Here is a 22,760-nt window from a genome sequence, read left to right as displayed (position 1 = left end):
TCTTAATTAGGTTTATAATACTTCTGGAGCTAGAGAAACAATTTTCATAAATTTGTTGTCACGAAGTTCACGTGCAACTGGTCCAAAAATACGAGTACCACGTGGGCTCTTATCGTCACGAATAATAACAGCAGCGTTTTCGTCAAAACGAATGTATGAACCATCCTTACGGCGAACTCCGCTCTTAGAACGCACAATAACAGCTCTTACAACTTCCCCTTTTTTGACAACGCCACCTGGTGTTGCTTGTTTTACTGAGCAAACAATAACATCACCAATATTAGCAGTCTTACGACCAGATCCTCCAAGTACTTTGATCGTAGATACTTCACGAGCACCAGAGTTATCTGCAACTTTTAACCGACTCTCTTGTTGTATCATAGCGGTGTTACCTCCCTTCGGAACAATTAACCTTTATCACTATTAAATAATAACCGCTTCTTCTACAATTTCCACTAAACGAAAACGTTTTGTAGCTGATAACGGGCGAGTTTCCATGATACTAACGATATCGCCTTTTTTAGCTTGGTTGTTCTCATCATGTGCTTTGAACTTCTTAGAGTACTTTACACGCTTACCATAAAGTGAATGGAACTTATACGTTTCAACCAATACAGTGATGGTTTTATCCATTTTGTCTGAAACTACACGACCAGTATAAACTTTACGATCATTACGTTCACTCATCGAGGCAGACCTCCTCTCAAAATTATCGATTATTATTCAGTAAGCTCTCTTTCACGAACTACAGTTTTCATACGAGCGATTGATTTACGTACCTCGCGAATGCGAGCTGTGTTTTCAAGCTGGCCAGTCGCAAGTTGGAAACGTAAATTGAAAAGCTCTTCTTTTAGTGATTTTACTTTTTGCTCAATTTCGGCAGTGGTTAGATCTCTGATTTCATTAGCCTTCATTATTTTCACCACCAATTTCTTCACGTTTTACGAACTTTGTCTTAATCGGTAGTTTGTGAGAAGCAAGACGTAATGCTTCACGAGCAACTTCTTCAGATACACCAGCAATTTCAAACATAATCTTCCCTGGTTTTACAACTGCTACCCATCCTTCTGGGGCACCTTTACCAGAACCCATACGTACTTCCAATGGTTTAGCTGTCTTAGGTTTATCTGGGAAAATTTTGATCCATACTTTACCACCACGTTTCATATAACGTGTCATGGCAATACGTGCCGCCTCGATTTGGCGACTTGTGATCCAAGCACCATCTAATGCCTGTAGTCCATATTCACCGAACGAAACATTAGTACCGCCTTTTGCACGGCCTTTTAAGTTTGAACGAAATTGTTTACGATATTTAACACGTTTTGGCATTAACATTTTGCTTATCCCCCTTCCTTAATTATCTTTCTTCGTTGGAAGGACCTCACCACGGTAGATCCACACTTTAACACCTAACTTACCGTAAGTAGTGTCTGCTTCTGCAGTACCATAATCAATGTCTGCACGAAGTGTGTGAAGTGGTACAGTACCTTCGCTGTAATGTTCAGCACGAGCAATATCTGCTCCAGCTAGACGACCTGAAACCTGTGTTTTAACACCTTTAGCTCCTGCGCGCATAGCACGTTGGATAGCTTGCTTTTGTACACGACGGAATGAAACACGGTTTTCTAATTGACGAGCAATATTATCAGCAACTAATGTTGCGTCTAATTCAGGTTTTTTCACCTCAACGATGTTGATGTGAACCTTTTTGCCAGTAAGGTTGTTTAGAGACTTACGAAGTGCTTCAACTTCGGAACCGCCTTTACCAATAACCATACCAGGCTTAGCAGTGTGAACTGTAATATTTAAACGACTTGCTGCACGTTCAATCTCAACTGAAGATAAAGCAGCATCCTTTAAACGATTTTCAATATATTCACGAATCTTAATGTCTTCATGTAATAGTTCTGAATAATCATTTCCTGCATACCATTTTGATTCCCAGTCACGAATAACGCCTACTCGTAGACCTACAGGATTAACTTTTTGACCCACAGATTATCCCTCCTTCTTTTCTGATACCGTAATCGTAATATGGCTTGTGCGTTTATTGATTTGTGAAGCGCGTCCTTGAGCACGAGGGCGGAATCTCTTAAGTGTAACTCCCTCATTAACGAATGCTTCAGAAACCACTAAGTTTTCTGGATCTAGCTCATAGTTATGCTCCGCATTTGCAATAGCAGATTTTAAAACCTTTTCTACAATTGGAGAAGCCGCACGATTCGTATGGCTTAGGATAGCAAAAGCTTCGCCAACGTTTTTTCCTCGAATTAAGTCAACAACTAACCGAGCCTTACGAGGAGCGATACGGACGGTTTTAGCAACGGCTTTAGCTTGCATTTTGTGTGCCTCCTCTCATTTAGCGTTTTGTTTTCTTATCGTCGCCAGCATGACCTTTAAAGGCACGTGTAGGTGCGAATTCACCTAGTTTATGGCCGACCATATCTTCTGTGATATAAACTGGTACATGCTTGCGTCCATCGTAAACCGCAATGGTTTGCCCTACAAAGTTAGGGAAAATTGTTGAACGACGTGACCAAGTTTTAATAACTTGCTTTTTACCTGTTTCGTTCAAGTCTTCTACTTTTTTCATTAAATGATCATCAACGAAAGGTCCTTTTTTCAAACTACGACCCATCAGTAAACCTCCCTTCGCGATTGACAGACTAAATGATTATCTGTGTCTTACAATCCCGCTATTTTTTCTTACGACGACGTACAATAAATTTATCGGATGCTTTATTGCGTTTACGCGTTTTAAGACCAAGAGTTGGTTTGCCCCATGGTGACATTGGAGATGGAAGTCCGATTGGTGCACGACCTTCACCACCACCGTGTGGGTGATCAACTGGGTTCATAACAGAACCACGTACTGTTGGGCGTTTACCTTTCCAACGATTACGTCCTGCTTTACCAACATTGATAAGTTCATGTTCAAGGTTTCCTACTTGACCAATTGTTGCACGGCAAGTACCAAGAACCATACGAGTTTCACCAGAAGCTAAACGTACAAGTACATATTTACCTTCTCTACCTAGAATTTGTGCTTGAGCACCTGCTGAACGGACTAATTGTCCTCCGCGACCAGGTTTCAATTCAATGTTATGAATTGTTGTACCTACAGGGATATTTTTAAGCTCTAAAGCATTTCCTAGTTTAATGTCTGCACCTTCACCAGATTGGATTTCTTGACCTACTTGTAGGCCTTTAGGTGCTAAGATATAACGCTTTTCACCGTCAGCGTAATGAATTAAAGCAATGTTTGCTGTACGGTTTGGATCATACTCAACAGTGGCAACGCGACCTGGTATACCATCTTTATCGCGTTTGAAATCGATAATACGGTATTTACGCTTGTGACCGCCACCTTGATGACGAGTAGTTAATCGACCTTGGTTGTTACGACCAGCTCTTTTGCTGAGTGGAGCAAGCAAGGTTTTCTCAGGTTTGTTCGTCGTGATTTCAGCAAAATCAGATGCTGTCATGTTACGACGACCGTTTGAGGTTGGCTTAAACTTTTTGATCGCCATCTCAATTTCCCTCCTTTAATTGTTTGTTATTTATTCGACACCTTCAAAGAAGTCTAGTTCTTTACTGTCTTCTGAAAGCTGCACAACCGCTTTTTTACGGTCTGGGCGATAGCCTCCATAACGTCCCATTCTTCTAAATTTACCTTTTTGGTTAAGAGTGTTTACTTTTTCTACTTCAACACCGAAAATAACCTCTACTGCTTTTTTGATTTCTGTTTTGTTAGCTTTCGGGTCAACTTCAAATGTGTACTTTTTGTCGACCATCAAGTCCGCAGAAGCTTCCGTAATGACAGGGCGCTTAATAATATCGCGTGGATCTTTCATTATGCAAGCACCTCCCCTGCTTTTTCGGCTGCATCTTTTGTGATGACTAATTTGTCATGCGTTAACAGATCAAGTACATTAACCTCTTCAACAGTTAACACTTTAACACCTTGGATGTTGTTTGCAGAACGTGCAACATTCTCATCATTCTCAGCAGTAACAATCAATGTGTCATTGTCTACTTTTAAACCTTCTAGCATTTTTACAACTTCTTTTGTTTTTGGTGCATCAAAAGAAAGAGCGTCTAAAACAACTACTTTTTCTTCTTGCACCTTAGAAGATAGTGCAGATCTAAGAGCTAAACGGCGCACCTTTTTAGGTAGCTTGTAGCTGTAGCTGCGAGGAGTTGGTCCGAATACAGCTCCTCCTCCTACCCATTGCGGGGAACGGATAGAACCTTGACGTGCACGACCAGTTCCTTTTTGACGCCATGGCTTACGGCCACCGCCACTAACTTCTGAGCGATTTTTCACTTTATGCGTACCTTGACGCAATGAAGCACGTTGAGCTTGAACCGCTTCATGTAAAACGTGAGTATTTGGTTCGATTCCAAAAACGGATGCTGATAGCTCGATATCTTCAAGCTTTGAACCGTCTTGTTTAAATAGTGCTACTTTAGGCATGACAGATCCTCCCTTCATTTAATAGTCTTTTACGCCTTTACCGCACTTGTAATTTCAAGATAAGATTTTTTGGCACCTGGTACATTACCTTTAATAAGTAATAGATTGTTTTCAGTGTCTACCTTTACAACTTCTAGGTTTTGAATTGTCACAGTGTTTCCACCCATTTGACCCGGTAATTTTTTACCTTTAAATACGCGCATTGGATCAATAACACCCATTGCACCTGGGCTTCTGTGATAATGAGAACCGTGAGTCATAGGTCCGCGAGATTGGTTATGACGCTTAATAGCACCTTGGAAACCTTTCCCTTTAGAAGTTCCTGTTACATCTATCTTTTCACCAGCTTCAAAAATATCTACCTTAACCTCTTGACCGACTTCATAGTCATCAAGATTTGCATTACGGATTTCGCGAATGTAGCGCTTAGGGTTTGTGTTTGCTTTTTCAGCATGACCCTTTTCAGGTTTATTTGATCGAACTGCTTTTTTATCGGCTACACCCAATTGAACGGCTTCGTAACCGTCGTTTTCCAATGTTTTAAGTTGTAAAACAACGTTTGGTTCTGCTTGAACTACTGTTACTGGAACCATTTCTCCATTTTCAGAGAAAAGCTGAGTCATGCCAATTTTTCGACCTAAGATTCCTTTCGCCATCCGTTACACCTCCTAATAATTCAATTATTTTATAGTTTAATTTCAATGTCCACGCCAGACGGAAGATCCAAACGCATAAGAGAATCAACAGTCTGTGGAGTTGGGTTCACAATATCGATTAAACGTTTGTGTGTACGCATTTCGAATTGCTCACGAGAATCCTTGTACTTGTGTACCGCACGAAGGACTGTGTAAACTGTTTTTTCTGTAGGAAGCGGAATTGGTCCTGAAACATTAGCACCAGAACGCTTTGCTGTCTCTACAATTTTCACAGCTGATTGATCTAAAATCCTGTGATCATATGCTTTTAAACGAATACGAATCTTTTCTTTTGCCATTACTTTCCCTCCTTCTTCGCCCATATTTAAATAGACATACTCCGTGAAAATTTCCTCAACGCCCGCCATGGCAAAGGGGCCGGGTGTTTCAGCAACCTTTCACATCATCGCCTTTAACGACCAACATTACTAATTATATAGAATTTAAAGGCGTTTTGCAACCATGAAATATATTATTCATGTTTGACACTTGTAATATTATACATACATAATCGTGTGATTTCAACATAGGAATTAAATTGGCTTAAATTTCCGTTTGCTGATGCTTTTTGTTTTAACGGAGAAGGACATGAACTTTACTGTCGATTCGTTTTCAAAACGTACTCCATCTTTCTAATATGCTAGGCACAAATATATTCCGAACAAAATAGAAAACAGGTAGCAAGATTATTGCTACCTGTTTATTACGGATCCGTTTAATTAAAACTTACTTTTCAATTGTTGATACAACGCCAGCGCCTACTGTACGTCCACCTTCACGAATTGAGAACTTTGTACCGTCTTCAATTGCGATTGGTGAAATAAGTTCAACAGTCATCTCAACGTTATCTCCAGGCATTACCATTTCAACGCCTTCAGGAAGTTGGATAACACCAGTTACGTCCGTTGTACGGAAGTAGAACTGTGGACGATAGTTTGAGAAGAATGGAGTATGACGTCCACCTTCTTCCTTTGATAGAACATAAACTTCAGCTTTGAAGTTAGTATGTGGTGTAATTGAACCTGGCTTTGCAAGTACTTGACCACGGTTGATATCTTCACGAGCAACCCCACGAAGAAGTGCCCCAATGTTGTCTCCAGCTTCAGCATAGTCAAGAAGCTTACGGAACATTTCAACACCAGTTACAGTAGTCTTAGAAGGCTCTTCAGCAAGACCGATAATCTCAACTTCGTCACCAACTTTAACTTGTCCGCGCTCTACACGTCCAGTTGCAACTGTACCACGACCAGTAATAGAGAATACGTCCTCAACTGGCATCATGAATGGCTTGTCAGTGTCACGGTCTGGAGTTGGAATGTACTCATCAACTGCATCCATTAGTTCATAAATTTTGTTTTGGTACTCTTCGTCACCTTCAAGTGCTTTAAGAGCAGAACCTTGGATAACTGGTACATCGTCACCAGGGAATTCGTACTCAGAAAGTAGGTCACGTACTTCCATTTCTACTAATTCAAGTAGTTCTTCATCGTCTACCATGTCGCACTTGTTTAGGAATACAACAATTGCAGGTACACCTACTTGACGAGATAGAAGGATGTGCTCACGAGTTTGTGGCATTGGGCCATCTGCTGCAGATACAACTAGAATAGCTCCGTCCATTTGTGCTGCACCAGTGATCATGTTTTTAACATAGTCAGCGTGTCCTGGGCAGTCAACGTGTGCATAGTGACGGTTGTCAGTTTCGTACTCAACGTGTGCAGTAGAGATTGTGATACCACGTTCACGCTCTTCTGGAGCACCGTCGATAGAATCATATGCACGTGCTTCACCTGTACCATACTTGTTGAAAAGTGTAGTAGTGATAGCTGCAGTTAAAGTAGTTTTACCATGGTCAACGTGACCGATTGTCCCAATGTTAACGTGGGATTTGGAGCGATCGAATTTTTCTTTACTCATTTATGTTTCCTCCTTAAAATAAATATTTCTTATGGATTTTTATTTATTATTTACTCGGAAGTATGTACACAGGATGGACATACTTCCAAGCCTCTACCTTCATTTATAATGGAAGATTATGAAAAAATCAATTATCCACCATTATTTTTTTTGATAATTTCTTCTGAAATAGATTTTGGTACTTCTTCATAGTGACTGAAGTGCATAGTATAAGTACCACGACCTTGTGTGTTTGAACGTAATGCAGTTGCATAACCAAACATTTCAGCAAGTGGTACAAAGGCATTAACAACTTGCGCATTACCGCGAGCGCCCATACCTTCTACACGTCCACGACGAGAAGTAACATCACCCATAATGTCACCCATGTATTCTTCAGGGATGACAACTTCAACCTTCATCATTGGCTCAAGTATAACTGGGTTACACTTATTCTTAGCAGCCTTTAATGCCATTGAAGCGGCAACTTTAAATGCCATTTCATTAGAGTCAACATCATGATAAGAACCATCATACAATGTTGCTTTAACGTCAATTAGTGGATAACCAGCTAACACACCATTTTCAAGGGATTCTTGAATACCTTGTTCAACTGATGGAATGTATTCACGTGGTACAACACCACCAACGATTTTGTTTACGAATTCAAAGCCTGCACCTTCTTCATTTGGCTCAAATTTAACCCAAACGTGTCCGTATTGTCCACGACCACCTGATTGACGTACAAACTTTCCTTCTACTTCTGCAGAAGAACGGAATGTTTCACGATAAGCAACCTGTGGCGCACCAACATTTGCTTCTACTTTGAATTCACGCTTTAAACGGTCAACGATAATATCAAGGTGAAGCTCACCCATACCAGAAATGATTGTTTGACCAGTTTCAGTGTTTGTTTCAGTTTTGAAGGTTGGATCTTCTTCAGCCAACTTACCTAGAGCAACTGACATTTTGTCTTGGTCTGCTTTAGATTTTGGCTCGATCGCAACAGAGATAACTGGTTCAGGGAATTCCATAGACTCTAAGATGACTTTGCTTTTCTCGTCTACTAGAGTATCTCCAGTACCAGTATCCTTCAAACCTACTGCAGCTGCAATATCCCCAGCGTATACAGTTGAAATTTCTTCACGGGAGTTAGCGTGCATTTGAAGGATACGTCCAACACGCTCACGCTTATCCTTTGTTGAATTCTTTACATATGAGCCCGAGCTCAATGTACCAGAATACACACGGAAGAAAGTCAATTTACCTACATACGGGTCTGTTGCAACCTTAAAGGCAAGTGCTGAGAATGGCTCGTTGTCGTCTGCTTTACGAACAACCTTTTCATCTGTGTCAGCAACATGACCTTCAATTGGTGGTACATCTAATGGTGATGGTAGGTAATCAATTACCGCATCAATTAATAATTGTACCCCTTTATTTTTGAAAGCAGAACCACAAAGTACTGGGTAGAATTCAACACTTAGAGTAGCTTGACGAATAGCGTTTTTAAGTTCTTCGTTGGAGATTTCTTCTCCTTCAAGATATCTCATCATTAGATCTTCATCTAATTCAGCTACCGCTTCAACTAACTTCGTGCGATATTCTTCTGCTTGGTCCTTGTATTCATCAGGAATAGGGCGTGCTTCAGCGCGCGTTCCTAAATCATCAAGGTAATAGTAAGCTTCCATGGTCACAAGGTCAATGATTCCTTCGAATTGATCCTCTGCACCAATTGGAAGTTGGATCGGGTGTGCATTTGCACCTAGACGTTCGTTTAAAGTACCAGTTGAGAATAAGAAGTCTGCCCCAATCTTATCCATTTTGTTAACAAAAACAATACGTGGTACTCCATAAGTTGTTGCTTGGCGCCAAACTGTTTCAGTTTGCGGCTCAACACCTGATTGAGCATCCAATACAGCAACGGAACCGTCTAATACACGAAGAGAACGTTCAACTTCTACTGTGAAGTCCACGTGACCTGGTGTATCGATAATGTTGATACGATGGTCTTTCCATTGAGCAGTTGTTGCAGCGGAAGTAATGGTAATCCCACGCTCCTGCTCTTGTTCCATCCAGTCCATTTGGGAAGCACCTTCATGTGTTTCCCCAATTTTATGGATACGTCCTGTGTAGAAAAGAATACGTTCTGTAGCAGTGGTTTTACCGGCATCAATGTGAGCCATAATCCCAATGTTACGTGTTCTTTCCAAGGAGAACTCTCTAGCCATGAATTTTTCTCCTTCCTAGAGTAAAGTTTAGTTGAATGAATGTTATTACCAACGATAGTGAGCAAATGCTTTGTTTGCTTCAGCCATTTTGTGCATATCCTCACGCTTCTTAACTGCTGCACCAGTGTTGTTTGCAGCATCAAGAATTTCGTTTGCAAGACGTTCTTCCATCGTCTTCTCTCCACGTTGACGTGAATAAAGTACGATGTGACGAAGACCTAATGCCTGACGACGTTCTGGGCGAACCTCAACTGGTACTTGGTAGTTTGAGCCACCAACACGGCGAGCACGAACTTCAAGTACAGGCATTACGTTCTTCATTGCTTGTTCAAAAACTTCCATAGCATCTTGGCCACTGCGTTCTTGAACTAGTTCAAAGGCTTTATATAAAAGTTTTTGAGCAGTACCACGCTTACCATCTACCATGATTTGGTTGATAAGGCGAGTTACTAGTTTTGAATTGTAAATTGGATCTGGTAACACATCACGCTTAGCTACTGGACCTTTACGAGGCATACGTTCCCCTCCTTTCATTTTGCGCTATCTTTCTAGTGAGTATAAGATTATTTCTTAGGTCTTTTTGCACCGTATTTAGAACGGCCTTGTTGACGACCTTCAACACCTGCAGTATCAAGAGCTCCACGAACGATGTGATAACGCACACCTGGTAAGTCCTTAACACGTCCACCACGAATTAACACAACACTATGCTCTTGAAGGTTGTGCCCAATTCCAGGAATGTAAGCAGTAACCTCGATGCCGTTTGTTAAACGAACACGAGCATATTTACGAAGTGCTGAGTTTGGCTTCTTAGGAGTTAGGGTACCCACACGAGTACAAACCCCACGCTTTTGTGGTGAAGATTGATTTGTTAACGTCTTTTTAAAGCTGTTATAGCCTTTGTTAAGTGCTGGTGAGTCAGTTGATTTAACTTTTGACTTACGACCTTTACGCACTAATTGGTTAATAGTTGGCATTGTTTATTTCCTCCCTTCTTCCATTGTTGTAATACCACACATCCAGGTGGTTCATATAAAGGTAAAAAACAAAGTCTTAGCGGGAAACTCCACTAAAATCTTTATTTTCTAATAGCGACTGTAGCTGCCCCAACATCTATGCCACACGCTTTTCCTAACTGTTTCATAGAGTCAACATGTGAAATCGGAATTCCTGTTTCCTTAGCAAGACGAACTACTTTTTCTGTTACTCGTCGCTCGGCATCTTCGGCAACAATCACTTCTTCGATCTCGCCGTTTTTTATAGCCTTAATTGTCTGTTTAGTACCGATTACGGCTCTCGACTTATCCTGTGCTACTTTTTCATAAGACATTTTTAATCCTCCAAAGCAACAAGGGGTAAATAGAACACCTTGAATATATTATCATCCTGAAATACGAAAGTCAACCATGATTTATGATTCAAGGTATTCTATTTCTTTACCTTTTCAAACACTTGTTACTGAGTTGTGATTTCTTCACTAGTGACTTCAGAAACAATTTCTTGTTGTTCTTGATTCTTCTTCATTTCAATTCGGCGATATCGATTCATACCAGTACCAGCCGGAACGAGTTTACCAATAATCACATTTTCTTTCAGGCCTAGTAATTCATCTCGTTTACCCTTAATGGCTGCATCTGTTAAGACTCTTGTTGTTTCTTGGAAGGATGCAGCTGATAAGAATGAATCAGTTTCAAGTGATGCCTTCGTAATACCTAGGAGCACTGGTCGACCAACAGCAGGCTGTTCACCATTAAGCAATGCTTTTTGGTTTGCATCCTTGAATTGGAAGGTTTCGATAAGTGAGCCAGGTAATACATCAGACTCTCCTGATTCAACCACACGAATTTTTCTAAGCATTTGTCGTGCCATAACCTCAACGTGCTTATCTGAGATTTCAACACCTTGCATGCGATAAACTTTTTGTACTTCCTTAAGAATGTACTGTTGTACACCTTGCGTGCCACGTACCTTGAGTAACTCTTTAGGGTCCACAGAACCTTCAGTTAGTTCTTGGCCGGCCTCCACTTGATCTCCAACACTAACCTTGAGTCGCGCGTTATACGGAGTCGTGTACGTACGGCTTTCAACGTCGCCTTGGACGACAATTTCTAACTTATCCTTGACTTCACTGACATTCTGTACAGTACCGTAGATTTCACTGATAACAGCTTGCCCTTTCGGATTACGCGCCTCAAATAGCTCCTGGATACGCGGTAGACCTTGTGTAATATCGTCTCCCGCAACCCCGCCTGTATGGAAGGTACGCATAGTAAGCTGTGTACCAGGTTCACCAATGGATTGAGCTGCAATAATACCGACAGCCTCACCAACTTCAACCTCTTGACCAGTTGCCAAGTTACGTCCGTAACACTTCTTACATACCCCGTGCCTTGTGTTACACGTGAACACAGAACGGATGTAAACTTCTTCAATACCTGCATTAATAATATCTTTTGCTTTGTCTTCGGTAATAAGTTCGTTACGGCCTACAATTACTTCGTCTGTTTCAGGGTGACGATGTGTTTTGTAGCTAGTACGCCCGATGAGACGGTCGATCAATGGAACAATAATTTCGTCTCCATCTCTTAAAGTGCTGACAAACAATCCGCGGTCTGTGCCACAGTCATCCTCACGCACAATAACATCTTGGGCAACATCGACCAAGCGGCGTGTTAAGTAACCTGAGTCAGCCGTCTTAAGCGCCGTATCCGCCAGACCTTTACGAGCACCGTGAGTGGAAATAAAGTATTCCAATACGGTTAAACCTTCGCGGAAACTTGATTTAATTGGAAGTTCAATGATTCGACCAGATGGATTGGCCATCAAGCCACGCATACCCGCTAACTGAGTGAAGTTTGAAGCATTACCACGAGCTCCAGAATCACTCATCATAAAGATTGGGTTTGTTGGCTCTAAGGATTGCATCAATTTGTCTTGAATAATATCTTTTGCTTCAGTCCAAATTGCAATGACTCGGTCGTATCTTTCCTCTCCAGTAATTAAACCACGACGGAACTGCTTTACGACTTTATCGATTTTTTCTTGGGCTTCATCTAAAATAACCTGCTTCTCTGGTAATACAACAATGTCGGACACACCAACTGTAATACCAGCTTTTGTTGAGAATTCAAATCCTAAATCCTTCATTCGGTCAAGCATTTTAGATGTTTCCGTGATCTTGTAGCGTTTAAATACTTCTGCAATAATGTCGCCAAGAATACCCTTCTTAAACGGCAGAATAATATCCCGCTTAGCAATCTCTTCTTTAATATCCGTACCCTTAGGAACGAAATATTTTTCAGGTGTTTTCACCTCAAGATTGAAAGGTGTTGGCTCATTCATATAAGGGAACGCGTTTGGTAGCATGTTGTTAAAAATCAGCTTACCAACCGTTGTTAAGAGCAACATATTATTTTGTTCTTCTGTAAAAGTAAGGTTCTTTAAGGAACCAGCATATACTGCGACTCTTGTATGGAGATGAACATATCCATTTTGATATGCCATAACTGCTTCGTTCAAGTCTTTAAAGACCTTACCTTCACCAATTGCATTTTTTCTTTCCAAGGTTAGATAGTAGTTACCCAACACCATATCCTGTGAAGGTGTAACAACTGGCTTTCCATCCTTAGGGTTCAAGATGTTTTGTGCAGCAAGCATTAAAATTCGCGCTTCAGCTTGTGCCTCTGCTGATAGCGGAACGTGCACAGCCATTTGGTCACCATCAAAGTCCGCGTTATATGCTGTACAAACCAATGGATGTAAGCGAATGGCGCGTCCTTCAACTAGTGTTGGTTCAAATGCTTGAATACCTAATCTATGAAGAGTAGGTGCACGGTTTAGTAATACCGGGTGCTCTTTGATCACTTCTTCAAGCACATCCCAAATTTCCGGGTGCAAACGTTCAATTTTACGCTTGGCTGATTTTATATTGTGAGAAATACCACGATCGACAAGCTCCTTCATAACGAAAGGCTTGAACAGTTCGATGGCCATCTCTTTCGGTAAACCACATTGATACATTTTTAGGTTAGGTCCCACCACAATAACGGAACGACCAGAATAGTCAACACGCTTACCTAATAGGTTTTGTCGGAAACGACCTTGCTTCCCTTTCAACATATGTGATAGAGATTTTAATGGTCTATTTCCTGGCCCCGTAACAGGACGACCTCTACGCCCGTTATCAATTAACGCATCAACCGCTTCCTGAAGCATACGCTTTTCATTTTGTACGATAATACTTGGAGCGCCTAAGTCTAATAAACGCTTTAAGCGATTGTTACGATTAATTACACGACGATATAGATCGTTTAAATCTGAAGTAGCAAATCGACCACCATCCAGCTGTACCATTGGGCGTAGCTCAGGCGGAATAACCGGTAACACATCTAAAATCATCCATGATGGATCGTTACCTGAGTTACGGAATGATTCCAACACTTCTAATCGTTTAATAGCTCGAGTTCGACGTTGACCCTGAGCTGTTTTTAGCTCTTCCTTAAGGGTGTCAACCTCTGTTTCTAGGTTGATATCCTGAAGTAGTTTACGAATTGCCTCCGCACCCATTTGAGCTTGGAAAGTCGCGCCGTACTTTTCACGGTACTGGCGATATTCCCTTTCGGATAACAATTGTTTCTTTTCTAGAGGAGTGTCACCTACATCGGTCACAATATATGCCGCAAAGTAAATGACCTCTTCAAGCGCACGTGGAGACATATCAAGCACAAGTCCCATACGACTTGGTATTCCTTTGAAATACCAAATATGAGAGACAGGGGCAGCGAGTTCAATATGCCCCATTCGCTCTCTTCGTACTTTTGATTTTGTAACCTCTACTCCACAGCGGTCGCAGACAATTCCTTTGTAACGCACACGCTTATACTTTCCACAATGACATTCCCAGTCTTTTTGTGGACCGAAAATACGTTCACAAAACAAACCGTCTTTTTCTGGCTTTAATGTACGATAATTAATTGTTTCTGGCTTTTTTACCTCACCATAAGACCACGAACGGATTTTATCTGGTGAAGCCAAACCAATCTTCATAAATTCAAAGTTATTTACATCTAACAAGGAGCCTACCTCCCTTATAGTATCCGAATTTACCTAAGCTCATCTTTACCCATTCACATCTTCGCGTTGTTCCATGTTTACATTCAACTGTTCAGCTGATTGCTCTTCTTCTTCCATGTCACGCATTTCAATTTCAGACTCATCACCTGAAAGGATTTTGACATCCATTCCAAGGCTTTGTAGTTCTTTAATCAATACTTTAAAGGATTCTGGAACGCCTGGTTCGGGTACGTTATCTCCTTTAACGATTGATTCATATGTCTTCACACGTCCAACAACATCGTCAGACTTCACAGTGAGAATTTCTTGAAGTGTATAGGCAGCACCATAAGCTTCGAGTGCCCAAACCTCCATCTCACCAAAACGTTGTCCACCGAACTGCGCCTTACCACCCAATGGTTGCTGTGTAACGAGTGAGTATGGACCAGTTGAACGGGCGTGTAATTTATCATCAACCATGTGTGCAAGTTTAATCATGTACATGACACCAACGGAAACGCGGTTATCAAATGGTTGACCAGAACGTCCATCATAAAGGACTGTTTTCGCATCTCTTGAAAGTCCTGCTTCTTCTAATGTATCCCATACATCATTATCAGAAGCTCCATCAAATACTGGTGTTGCAACATGAATACCTAGCTGTCTAGCGGCCATACCAAGGTGTAATTCAAGTACCTGACCAATGTTCATACGTGATGGTACACCTAATGGATTAAGCATAATATCGACCGGTGTTCCATCTGGCATAAACGGCATATCTTCCTCAGGTAAAATACGGGAAATAACACCCTTGTTTCCGTGACGACCAGCCATTTTATCCCCTTCATGGATTTTACGTTTTTGTACCACATAAACACGAACGAGTTGGTTCACACCTGGTGGTAGTTCATCTCCGTCTTCGCGGTTAAAGATCTTAACATCTAAGACGATACCGCCACCACCATGTGGTACACGTAACGAAGTGTCACGTACTTCACGTGCTTTTTCACCGAAGATTGCGTGAAGTAGTCTTTCTTCGGCTGTTAACTCTGTGACACCTTTAGGGGTTACTTTACCTACCAATAAGTCCCCATCCGTAACCTCTGCACCAACGCGGATAATGCCACGTTCATCTAAATTACGTAAAGCATCTTCACCAACGTTTGGTATATCTCGAGTAATTTCTTCAGGCCCTAATTTGGTATCTCGCGCTTCTGACTCATACTCTTCAATATGAACAGATGTATAAACGTCGTCTTTCACGAGACGTTCACTCATGATGATAGCATCCTCATAGTTGTAACCATCCCATGTCATAAATGCAACGAGAACGTTTTGTCCTAAAGCAAGTTCCCCTTGTTCCATGGAAGGACCATCAGCAAGGATTTCACCTTTTTTAACTCTCTCTCCCATTTCAACAATCGGGCGTTGGTTATAACATGTTCCTTGGTTTGAGCGAATAAACTTTTGCAATTTATATTTATCCACATCGCCTTTAACTTCTTTGCCATCAACTTCAGACACGCGGCGAACATGGACTTCTTTCGCTTCCACACGTTCTACAATACCGTCATAGCGTGAAACAACAGCAGCACCTGAGTCTTTCCCTGATACATATTCCATACCAGTACCCACAATTGGTGACTTAGGTTGTAGCAATGGAACAGCTTGACGTTGCATGTTTGCACCCATTAACGCACGGTTCGAGTCATCGTTTTCTAAGAATGGAATACAAGCGGTCGCTGCCGATACAACCTGCTTAGGCGATACGTCCATATAATCAATTCGATCCTTAGGTACAACGGTGTTTTCCCCGCGGAAACGCGCAATAACTTCATCATCTTGGAACGTTCCATCTTCAGCAAGAATAGCATTGGCCTGCGCGACAACATAATTATCCTCTTCATCAGCTGTTAGGTAATCAATTTGTTCCGTTATCTTACCTGTGTCTGGGTCTACACGACGATAAGGGGTTTCGATAAAGCCAAATTCATTTACCTTAGAATATGAAGATAAGGAGTTAATCAAACCGATGTTCGGACCTTCAGGCGTTTCAATCGGACACATACGACCGTAGTGTGAGTAGTGAACGTCACGCACTTCAAATCCGGCACGTTCACGAGTTAACCCACCAGGCCCTAGAGCTGAAAGACGTCGTTTATGCGTTAACTCAGCAAGAGGGTTTGTTTGGTCCATGAATTGTGAGAGCTGCGAGCTCCCGAAAAATTCTTTAATGGAAGCAATGACTGGTCGAATATTGATTAGCTGCTGAGGTGTGATAGAATTCGTATCCTGAATGGACATACGTTCACGAACGACTCTTTCCATTCTTGATAAACCAATGCGGAATTGGTTTTGCAACAACTCACCTACAGAACGCAAACGACGATTTCCTAAATGGTCAATGTCATCTGTATCTCCTACACCATGTAAAATGTTAAAGAAATAACTGATAGATGAAATAATATCTGCAGGTGTAATATGTTTAACTGATTTATCTACGCCACCATTTCCAATTACCTTTAAGGTTCTTTCACCTTCAGGATCAGATGGGTCTATAATTTTAACAGCTTGAACGCGAACAGGGTCATCCAACACACCCTCATGTGGTTCTAAAATTTGTTCACCAAGACTTTCTTCTGTACGTTCCAATAATGGTAACAATTTATTCAGTAGTCGGCGATCAATTTTATCACCCTTACGTCCTAACACTTCACCTGTTTCTTCATCCACAACCGTTTCTGCCAACGTTTGATTAAATAGACGGTTTTGGATATGAAGTTTTTTGTTCATTTTGTAACGACCCACGCGCGCTAAGTCATAACGCTTTGGATCAAAGAAACGTGAAATCAATAGGCTTTTCGCACTTTCCACTGTTGGTGGTTCTCCAGGACGAAGGCGCTCATAAATTTCTAATAGAGCCTTTTCACTGTTTTCCGTATTATCTTTATCCAATGAATTTTTTAGAAACTCATTTTCACCGATTAAATCAACAATTTCCTCATCAGTGCCAAAACCTAAGGCACGCAAAAGAACGGTAATCGGGAGTTTACGTGTACGGTCAATACGTACATGTACGACATCCTTAGCGTCTGTTTCAAATTCAAGCCAAGCCCCTCTGTTAGGGATAACCGTCGTCGTAAATCCTTTCTTTCCGTTCTTGTCAATCTTTTCACTGAAGTAAACACTTGGGGAGCGAACTAACTGAGATACAATTACACGCTCGGCGCCATTGATCACAAAAGTACCAGTATCGGTCATAAGTGGGAAATCTCCCATAAACACTTCTTGTTCTTTTACCTCTCCGGTTTCTTTGTTTAACAGTCGCACCTTAACGCGTAGAGGAGCGGAATAAGTGACGTCTCGCTCTTTTGATTCACCTACTGGATACTTTGGTTCTCCAAGACTATAATCTACGAATTCTAAAGATAAATTTCCTGTAAAATCTTCAATAGGAGAAATGTCTTGGAACATCTCTTTCAAACCCTCATCTAAAAACCATTGATAGGAAGCAGTTTGGATTTCGATTAGGTTTGGTAACTCTAACACTTCACTAATACGTGCGTAAGATCTACGCTTGCGTAGTCGACCGTATTGAACTAGTTGACCTGTCAACTGATTCACCCCTCGAACTTGCATATTTAATGTAAAATAAGAACAATTCGGCAAAAATGGCATGCCGAACGAGCTTGCTAGAGAATGAAAATATTCTTAACAAGCATATATATCACATCCGTTTAACGATCATGAATTCATTAAACGAATGAATAATCCTGAATAATGCAAGAACCACAATCTCATTTGTGGTACAATAAATAATAACGTAATCATGAAAAAGGTTTATAGACTTTCTATCTAACTGGTTATGTAAAATCTCACTGATGTTTCACTAATCAATCACCATTTATATTCGATTTTATTAGTATAACCAAAACGATTCACAGCCTATACATAAAGAATTATAAAATTCTTCTTGACAAGAAAAAGTTATTATTGGCATTTTCCAATAATAGCATAGCTTGATTTGTCAGTCAAATTTTTCCGCCTTTAAAATGTAATACCCTTTTTCTTTGGCCACAACACTTACATCATCGTAAATTTCCTCTAACTTCTTCCTTGCCGATGGTGCCCCTTGCTTCTTTTGAATAACAACCCACAACGTGCCATGATCAACAAGAAATTCGTAGCTTTGTTCAAGAATAGAATGAACCACTTGCTTTCCTGCCCGGATAGGCGGATTCGTCAAAATAGCTGCAAATTGATGACCCGAAACCCCTACAAAGAGGTTGCTTTCCATAACCGTAACGTTATCTACCTGGTTATGATGTGCATTATGCTTCGCCAACTCTATTGCTCTTTTATTAATATCAATCATATATACATGCCTATCTCGATAAGAGCTTGCAACACTTAATCCGATGGGACCATATCCACAGCCGACATCTAAAAAGTCCCCTTTAGCTTCTGGTTCTTCAAACGCTTCTATTAATACCCTTGAGCCAAAGTCTACTTCACCCTTCGAAAAAACGCCAAAATCAGAAGTGAAGGCGAAGGATCGATTACGCAAGGTGTATTCCCATGTTGTTGGGTTACTTTTACTCTTTGGATCATTCGAATAATAATGCTCGGACAAATTCCACACCATCCCGCAATTAACAAAGTACTTTTACAGCTAGTTATCTCCGTATGCTTCAAAAACATACGAAATTTAACATTTTCGCCTATGTTTTAACCATAAATTATTTTCCTGAAACTAAAATAAAAGCTCGCCGGATACCAGCGAGCTTCTTATTTAATCATTTTTCAAAATTACTTCAATTCGATTGAAGCGCCAACTTCTTCTAACTTACCTTTAAGTTCTTCAGCTTCTTCTTTAGAAGCTCCTTCTTTAACAGGCTTTGGAGCGTTATCTACTAAGTCTTTTGCATCTTTCAAGCCAAGACCAGTGATTTCACGTACTGCTTTAACAACCTTAATCTTAGAAGCACCAGCGTCAGTTAGTACTACGTCAAATTCTGTTTGCTCTTCAGCAACCTCGCCACCAGCAGCTCCACCAGCTACAGCAACTGGAGCAGCAGCAGTTACACCAAATTCTTCTTCAATAGCTTTAACTAGATCGTTCAATTCAAGAACGGACATTTCTTTAATTGCATCAATAATTTGTTCTTTAGTCATTTTTGTTTCCTCCTTAAAAATTTTTATAATGTATATTTTCGTTGCGTTATCATCTAACTCATGAGATTAAACTTAAGCTTCTGCTTCTTCCTTTTGTTCCGCAATGGCCTTTGTAGCGTATGCGAAGTTGCGTACAGGTGCTTGTAGCACGCTGAGTAGCATTGAAAGTAGTCCTTCGTAATTTGGAAGATCTGCAAGTTCCTTGATTTGTTCAAGTGTTGCAACGTTACCTTCAATAACTCCACCTTTAATTTCAAGGTCTTCGTGTTCTTTAGCAAAGTTGTTTAACACTTTTGCCGGAGCCACAACATCCTCTTCACTAAATGCGATAGCTGTTGGACCAACCAAAACATCGTCAAGTCCTTCAAGTCCTGCCTCAGCAGTAGCACGACGTGTCATTGTGTTTTTGTAAACCTTGAAATCAACGTTCGCCTCACGTAGCTGTGTACGTAATTCAGTAACTTCTTCAACATCCAAACCACGATAGTCAACAAGAATAGTTGATTGACTAGTCTTTAGCTTGTCTGCAATTTCAGATACAACTTGTTTTTTGTGTTCGATTACCTCGCTCACCTTTCCACCTCCTACAATCTGTTTATACCGATCAGTGTATTGGTTTCGTAAGCATTAAAAATGCCTCCACCAAATGACAGTGGAGGCATGTATTTATATCCTGCAAAACATACACATTACAATGTATGCTATCTTCAGATTCAACACACCTCGGCAGGAAATTAAGCGTTCAATACGCACCTACTGTCTTCGGTATTTCGTATATTTATTTAACAACATTGACTATTATATTGAACTCAATACAGAATGTCAATTGTTATTTTTTTCTTAGTAATTAGAAACGTCTACGCGGACGCCAGGTCCCATTGTAGATGCAATAGATACATTACGCATGTAAGTACCTTTAGAAGATTGAGGCTTAACTTTAACAATTTGCTCAGCTAGAGCGTTAAAGTTTTCAACTAGCTTCTCATCTTCAAAAGAAACCTTACCAATTGGAACGTGAATGTTTCCTGATTTATCTACACGGTATTCAACCTTACCAGCTTTTACTTCTTTTACTGCCTTTTCAACTTCAAAAGTTACAGTGCCAGTTTTAGGGTTTGGCATTAGGCCTTTTGGTCCTAATACACGTCCTAGCTTACCAACCTCAGCCATCATGTCCGGAGTTGCTACTACAACATCAAAATCAAACCAACCTTGGTTAATTTTGTTGATGTAATCTTGCTCTCCTACATAGTCGGCTCCAGCCGCTTCTGCTTCCTTCGCTTTATCACCTTTAGCGAAAACAAGAACTTTTTGTGTTTTACCAGTTCCATTAGGAAGTACCATTGCTCCACGGATTTGTTGGTCAGCTTTTTTAGGGTCTACACCTAAACGGAAAGCCGCTTCAACTGATTCATCAAACTTAGCTGTTGCTGTCTTTTTAACAACTTCTACAGCTTCTGAAATTTCATATGCTTTTGTACGATCAACAAGCTTTAGCGCTTCTTCATACTTTTTGCTTTTCTTAGCCATTCTAATTTTCCTCCTCGAAATGTGGTTTTAACGGTTAAGGTCTTACCTCCCACTAATAAAGGTTGCGTTGGGTGAAATGATCCCCCCGCAACCTTTTTCACTTCCACTGAAAGCGTGGGATTAGTCTTCGATCACAATACCCATACTACGCGCTGTACCTTCAACCATACGCATAGCAGCTTCCACGTCAGCAGCATTTAAATCAGGCATTTTTGTTTCTGCGATTTCACGAACCTTATCGCGATTAACAGTCGCAACTTTGTTGCGATTTGGTTCGCCTGATCCAGAATCAATACCAGCTGCTTTCTTCAAAAGAACCGCAGCAGGTGGGGTTTTTGTAACAAATGTAAATGAACGGTCTTCAAAAACCGTGATTTCAACCGGAATAATCATGCCAGCTTGTTCAGCTGTACGTGCGTTGAATTCTTTACAGAAGCCCATGATATTAATACCAGCTTGACCTAATGCAGGACCTACTGGTGGTGCTGGGTTTGCTTTCCCTGCAGGAATTTGTAATTTTACAACTTTGATTACTTTTTTAGCCACGAGACACACCTCCTTAAGTCCGTGATGTGGTATTTGGGGTTTGCCCCCTCCCACTAATTTTTATGCTGTAAATCCTCATACTCTAGGCATAAAGAACATAAAAATTTTAGCATCTTTAATCACCAAATGCAAGGGGGTAAATATAATTTACAGCTTTTCAACCTGGGAAAACTCTAATTCTACAGGAGTTTCTCTACCAAACATATTTACATGGACTTTAATTTTTTGTTTATCTAAGTCAATATGTTCTACAGTACCTGTGAAATTAGCAAATGGACCATCTGTAACCCGAACATTTTCCTGTAGTTCGATGTCGATATCGGTGACGGGCTCGTCCATTCCTAGCTTTTTCAATACATCTTCCACTTCTTCCGGTAAGAGAGGGATAGGTTTGGAACCAGATCCAGTTGAGCCAACAAAGCCTGTAACTCCCGGTGTATTACGCACTACATACCATGAGTCATCTGTCATGACCATCTCAGCTAGCACATATCCCGGGAAAAATTTCTTTTTAGCTGTTTTTCTTTTACCATTCTTGATTTCTGTTTCCTCTTCTTCAGGAACAATGACACGGAATATTTTATCCTGCATCCCCATTGATTCAACACGTTTTTCTAAATTTGTTTTTACCTTGTTTTCATACCCCGAATACGTATGAACTACATACCATCTTTTTTCCATAGCTTAGGACAATCTTTCTGTCCTTCCCTCCCTTACACGAAATTAATCATTCCTACTCTTATTATTCTCAAAACCAACTGTACTACGCATCATTTAACAAATGCTACATCCTATGAAACAAGTCATCTATTGGATAAATGAAGTTTTAAAGCAAATTGAAAAAACCCGTAAAACGGGTTTTTTGGCTCATATGACTATATTTTACATTATAGCATATTTATCGTTCGTTTATTCAAAAAATAGTTCTAAGATTTGCGAGATTCCTGTATCTACTAATGCAAAAAAGATCGTTACGAAAGCAACCGTAGTGACAACTGTAATTGTATATTTAGTTAGCTCCTTGCCTTTAGGCCAGCTAACTTTCTTCATTTCGCGAACGACATCTTTAAGAAACTTCATATTCGGACCCCCAACCTGCCAAAACTGTTATTTTAAACCACCTAGATTAATAAGTTGAATTTAGGGCGATAGTAT

Annotated in this window: 26 protein-coding genes and 1 other annotated feature; all 26 genes read right to left on the bottom strand. The window is 40.6% G+C overall.

Going from position 1 to position 22,760, the window contains the following annotated elements; translation table 11 throughout:
* Nucleotides 1–12: 12 nt before the first annotated feature.
* Complete coding sequence (gene rplN / locus GH754_RS17280; protein WP_153729909.1) at nucleotides 13–381, bottom strand: 50S ribosomal protein L14; 369 nt, start codon at nucleotides 379–381, stop codon at nucleotides 13–15.
* Nucleotides 382–423: 42 nt separating this feature from the next.
* Nucleotides 424–687: a 30S ribosomal protein S17 gene (gene rpsQ / locus GH754_RS17275; RefSeq protein ID WP_153729908.1), complete on the bottom strand. Its 264-nt coding sequence runs from the start codon at nucleotides 685–687 to the stop codon at nucleotides 424–426.
* A gap of 32 nt (nucleotides 688–719) precedes the next feature.
* Nucleotides 720–914, bottom strand: a complete 195-nt coding sequence (rpmC, locus tag GH754_RS17270) for a 50S ribosomal protein L29 (RefSeq protein WP_153729907.1) — start codon at nucleotides 912–914, stop codon at nucleotides 720–722.
* Nucleotides 904–1,338, bottom strand: a complete 435-nt coding sequence (gene rplP, locus GH754_RS17265; protein ID WP_153729906.1) for a 50S ribosomal protein L16 — start codon at nucleotides 1,336–1,338, stop codon at nucleotides 904–906. Before rplP ends, rpmC begins: the two co-directional genes overlap by 11 nt.
* Before the next feature lie 18 nt (nucleotides 1,339–1,356).
* On the bottom strand, nucleotides 1,357–1,998 hold the full coding sequence (gene rpsC, locus GH754_RS17260) for a 30S ribosomal protein S3 (RefSeq protein ID WP_323742087.1): 642 nt from the start codon (nucleotides 1,996–1,998) through the stop codon (nucleotides 1,357–1,359).
* A 3-nt stretch (nucleotides 1,999–2,001) separates the two neighbouring features.
* Nucleotides 2,002–2,343 carry a 50S ribosomal protein L22 gene (gene rplV, locus GH754_RS17255; RefSeq protein ID WP_153729905.1) on the bottom strand — a complete coding sequence of 114 codons (342 nt, stop codon included), beginning with the start codon at nucleotides 2,341–2,343 and terminating at the stop codon, nucleotides 2,002–2,004.
* Between the two features lie 19 nt (nucleotides 2,344–2,362).
* Nucleotides 2,363–2,641: a 30S ribosomal protein S19 gene (gene rpsS, locus GH754_RS17250; RefSeq protein ID WP_153729904.1), complete on the bottom strand. Its 279-nt coding sequence runs from the start codon at nucleotides 2,639–2,641 to the stop codon at nucleotides 2,363–2,365.
* Between the two features lie 58 nt (nucleotides 2,642–2,699).
* Entirely contained in the window at nucleotides 2,700–3,533 is an 834-nt protein-coding gene (rplB, locus tag GH754_RS17245; protein WP_153729903.1) for a 50S ribosomal protein L2, read from the bottom strand.
* A 30-nt stretch (nucleotides 3,534–3,563) separates the two neighbouring features.
* Nucleotides 3,564–3,857 (bottom strand): 50S ribosomal protein L23, encoded by a 294-nt coding sequence (gene rplW / locus GH754_RS17240; RefSeq protein ID WP_153729902.1) that lies wholly within the window; start codon nucleotides 3,855–3,857, stop codon nucleotides 3,564–3,566.
* Nucleotides 3,857–4,480, bottom strand: coding sequence for a 50S ribosomal protein L4 (rplD, locus tag GH754_RS17235; protein WP_153729901.1), 624 nt, complete (start codon nucleotides 4,478–4,480; stop codon nucleotides 3,857–3,859). Before rplD ends, rplW begins: the two co-directional genes overlap by 1 nt.
* Nucleotides 4,481–4,509: 29 nt before the next feature.
* On the bottom strand, nucleotides 4,510–5,136 hold the full coding sequence (rplC, locus tag GH754_RS17230; protein ID WP_153729900.1) for a 50S ribosomal protein L3: 627 nt from the start codon (nucleotides 5,134–5,136) through the stop codon (nucleotides 4,510–4,512).
* A gap of 29 nt (nucleotides 5,137–5,165) precedes the next feature.
* The gene (gene rpsJ, locus GH754_RS17225) at nucleotides 5,166–5,474 is read right to left on the bottom strand and encodes a 30S ribosomal protein S10 (RefSeq protein ID WP_153729899.1); all 309 of its coding nucleotides are present in this window, start codon (nucleotides 5,472–5,474) and stop codon (nucleotides 5,166–5,168) included.
* Nucleotides 5,475–5,901: 427 nt separating this feature from the next.
* Nucleotides 5,902–7,092 carry an elongation factor Tu gene (gene tuf, locus GH754_RS17220; protein ID WP_153729898.1) on the bottom strand — a complete coding sequence of 397 codons (1,191 nt, stop codon included), beginning with the start codon at nucleotides 7,090–7,092 and terminating at the stop codon, nucleotides 5,902–5,904.
* A 131-nt stretch (nucleotides 7,093–7,223) separates the two neighbouring features.
* Nucleotides 7,224–9,302, bottom strand: a complete 2,079-nt coding sequence (fusA, locus tag GH754_RS17215; RefSeq protein ID WP_153729897.1) for an elongation factor G — start codon at nucleotides 9,300–9,302, stop codon at nucleotides 7,224–7,226.
* Between the two features lie 45 nt (nucleotides 9,303–9,347).
* Nucleotides 9,348–9,818, bottom strand: a complete 471-nt coding sequence (gene rpsG, locus GH754_RS17210; RefSeq protein ID WP_153729896.1) for a 30S ribosomal protein S7 — start codon at nucleotides 9,816–9,818, stop codon at nucleotides 9,348–9,350.
* A 47-nt stretch (nucleotides 9,819–9,865) separates the two neighbouring features.
* Nucleotides 9,866–10,279, bottom strand: coding sequence for a 30S ribosomal protein S12 (rpsL, locus tag GH754_RS17205; protein ID WP_153729895.1), 414 nt, complete (start codon nucleotides 10,277–10,279; stop codon nucleotides 9,866–9,868).
* A gap of 101 nt (nucleotides 10,280–10,380) precedes the next feature.
* Complete coding sequence (locus GH754_RS17200; RefSeq protein ID WP_153729894.1) at nucleotides 10,381–10,632, bottom strand: 50S ribosomal protein L7ae-like protein; 252 nt, start codon at nucleotides 10,630–10,632, stop codon at nucleotides 10,381–10,383.
* A gap of 125 nt (nucleotides 10,633–10,757) precedes the next feature.
* Nucleotides 10,758–14,375: a DNA-directed RNA polymerase subunit beta' gene (rpoC, locus tag GH754_RS17195; protein WP_153729893.1), complete on the bottom strand. Its 3,618-nt coding sequence runs from the start codon at nucleotides 14,373–14,375 to the stop codon at nucleotides 10,758–10,760.
* 45 nt (nucleotides 14,376–14,420) lie between these two features.
* A complete protein-coding gene (rpoB, locus tag GH754_RS17190) occupies nucleotides 14,421–17,978 on the bottom strand; it encodes a DNA-directed RNA polymerase subunit beta (protein WP_323742086.1) in 3,558 nt (1,185 codons plus the stop codon).
* Nucleotides 17,979–18,381: 403 nt separating this feature from the next.
* Nucleotides 18,382–18,987 carry a class I SAM-dependent methyltransferase gene (locus GH754_RS17185; RefSeq protein ID WP_153729891.1) on the bottom strand — a complete coding sequence of 202 codons (606 nt, stop codon included), beginning with the start codon at nucleotides 18,985–18,987 and terminating at the stop codon, nucleotides 18,382–18,384.
* A 176-nt stretch (nucleotides 18,988–19,163) separates the two neighbouring features.
* Nucleotides 19,164–19,529: a 50S ribosomal protein L7/L12 gene (rplL, locus tag GH754_RS17180; protein ID WP_153729890.1), complete on the bottom strand. Its 366-nt coding sequence runs from the start codon at nucleotides 19,527–19,529 to the stop codon at nucleotides 19,164–19,166.
* A 72-nt stretch (nucleotides 19,530–19,601) separates the two neighbouring features.
* Nucleotides 19,602–20,102 (bottom strand): 50S ribosomal protein L10, encoded by a 501-nt coding sequence (gene rplJ / locus GH754_RS17175; protein WP_323742085.1) that lies wholly within the window; start codon nucleotides 20,100–20,102, stop codon nucleotides 19,602–19,604.
* A gap of 47 nt (nucleotides 20,103–20,149) precedes the next feature.
* Nucleotides 20,150–20,313: a sequence feature (ribosomal protein L10 leader region), on the bottom strand.
* A 56-nt stretch (nucleotides 20,314–20,369) separates the two neighbouring features.
* Nucleotides 20,370–21,059 carry a 50S ribosomal protein L1 gene (gene rplA / locus GH754_RS17170; protein WP_153729889.1) on the bottom strand — a complete coding sequence of 230 codons (690 nt, stop codon included), beginning with the start codon at nucleotides 21,057–21,059 and terminating at the stop codon, nucleotides 20,370–20,372.
* A 120-nt stretch (nucleotides 21,060–21,179) separates the two neighbouring features.
* On the bottom strand, nucleotides 21,180–21,605 hold the full coding sequence (gene rplK / locus GH754_RS17165; RefSeq protein WP_323742084.1) for a 50S ribosomal protein L11: 426 nt from the start codon (nucleotides 21,603–21,605) through the stop codon (nucleotides 21,180–21,182).
* Between the two features lie 147 nt (nucleotides 21,606–21,752).
* Nucleotides 21,753–22,286 carry a transcription termination/antitermination protein NusG gene (gene nusG / locus GH754_RS17155; RefSeq protein ID WP_153729888.1) on the bottom strand — a complete coding sequence of 178 codons (534 nt, stop codon included), beginning with the start codon at nucleotides 22,284–22,286 and terminating at the stop codon, nucleotides 21,753–21,755.
* Nucleotides 22,287–22,514: 228 nt separating this feature from the next.
* Complete coding sequence (secE, locus tag GH754_RS17150) at nucleotides 22,515–22,685, bottom strand: preprotein translocase subunit SecE (protein ID WP_153729887.1); 171 nt, start codon at nucleotides 22,683–22,685, stop codon at nucleotides 22,515–22,517.
* Nucleotides 22,686–22,760: the final 75 nt, after the last annotated feature.

Source organism: Salinibacillus xinjiangensis (assembly GCF_009649735.1).
Classification (GTDB): Bacteria; Bacillota; Bacilli; order Bacillales; family Alkalibacillaceae; genus Salinibacillus; species Salinibacillus xinjiangensis.
This window is presented reverse-complemented; position numbering and strand designations above follow the sequence as displayed.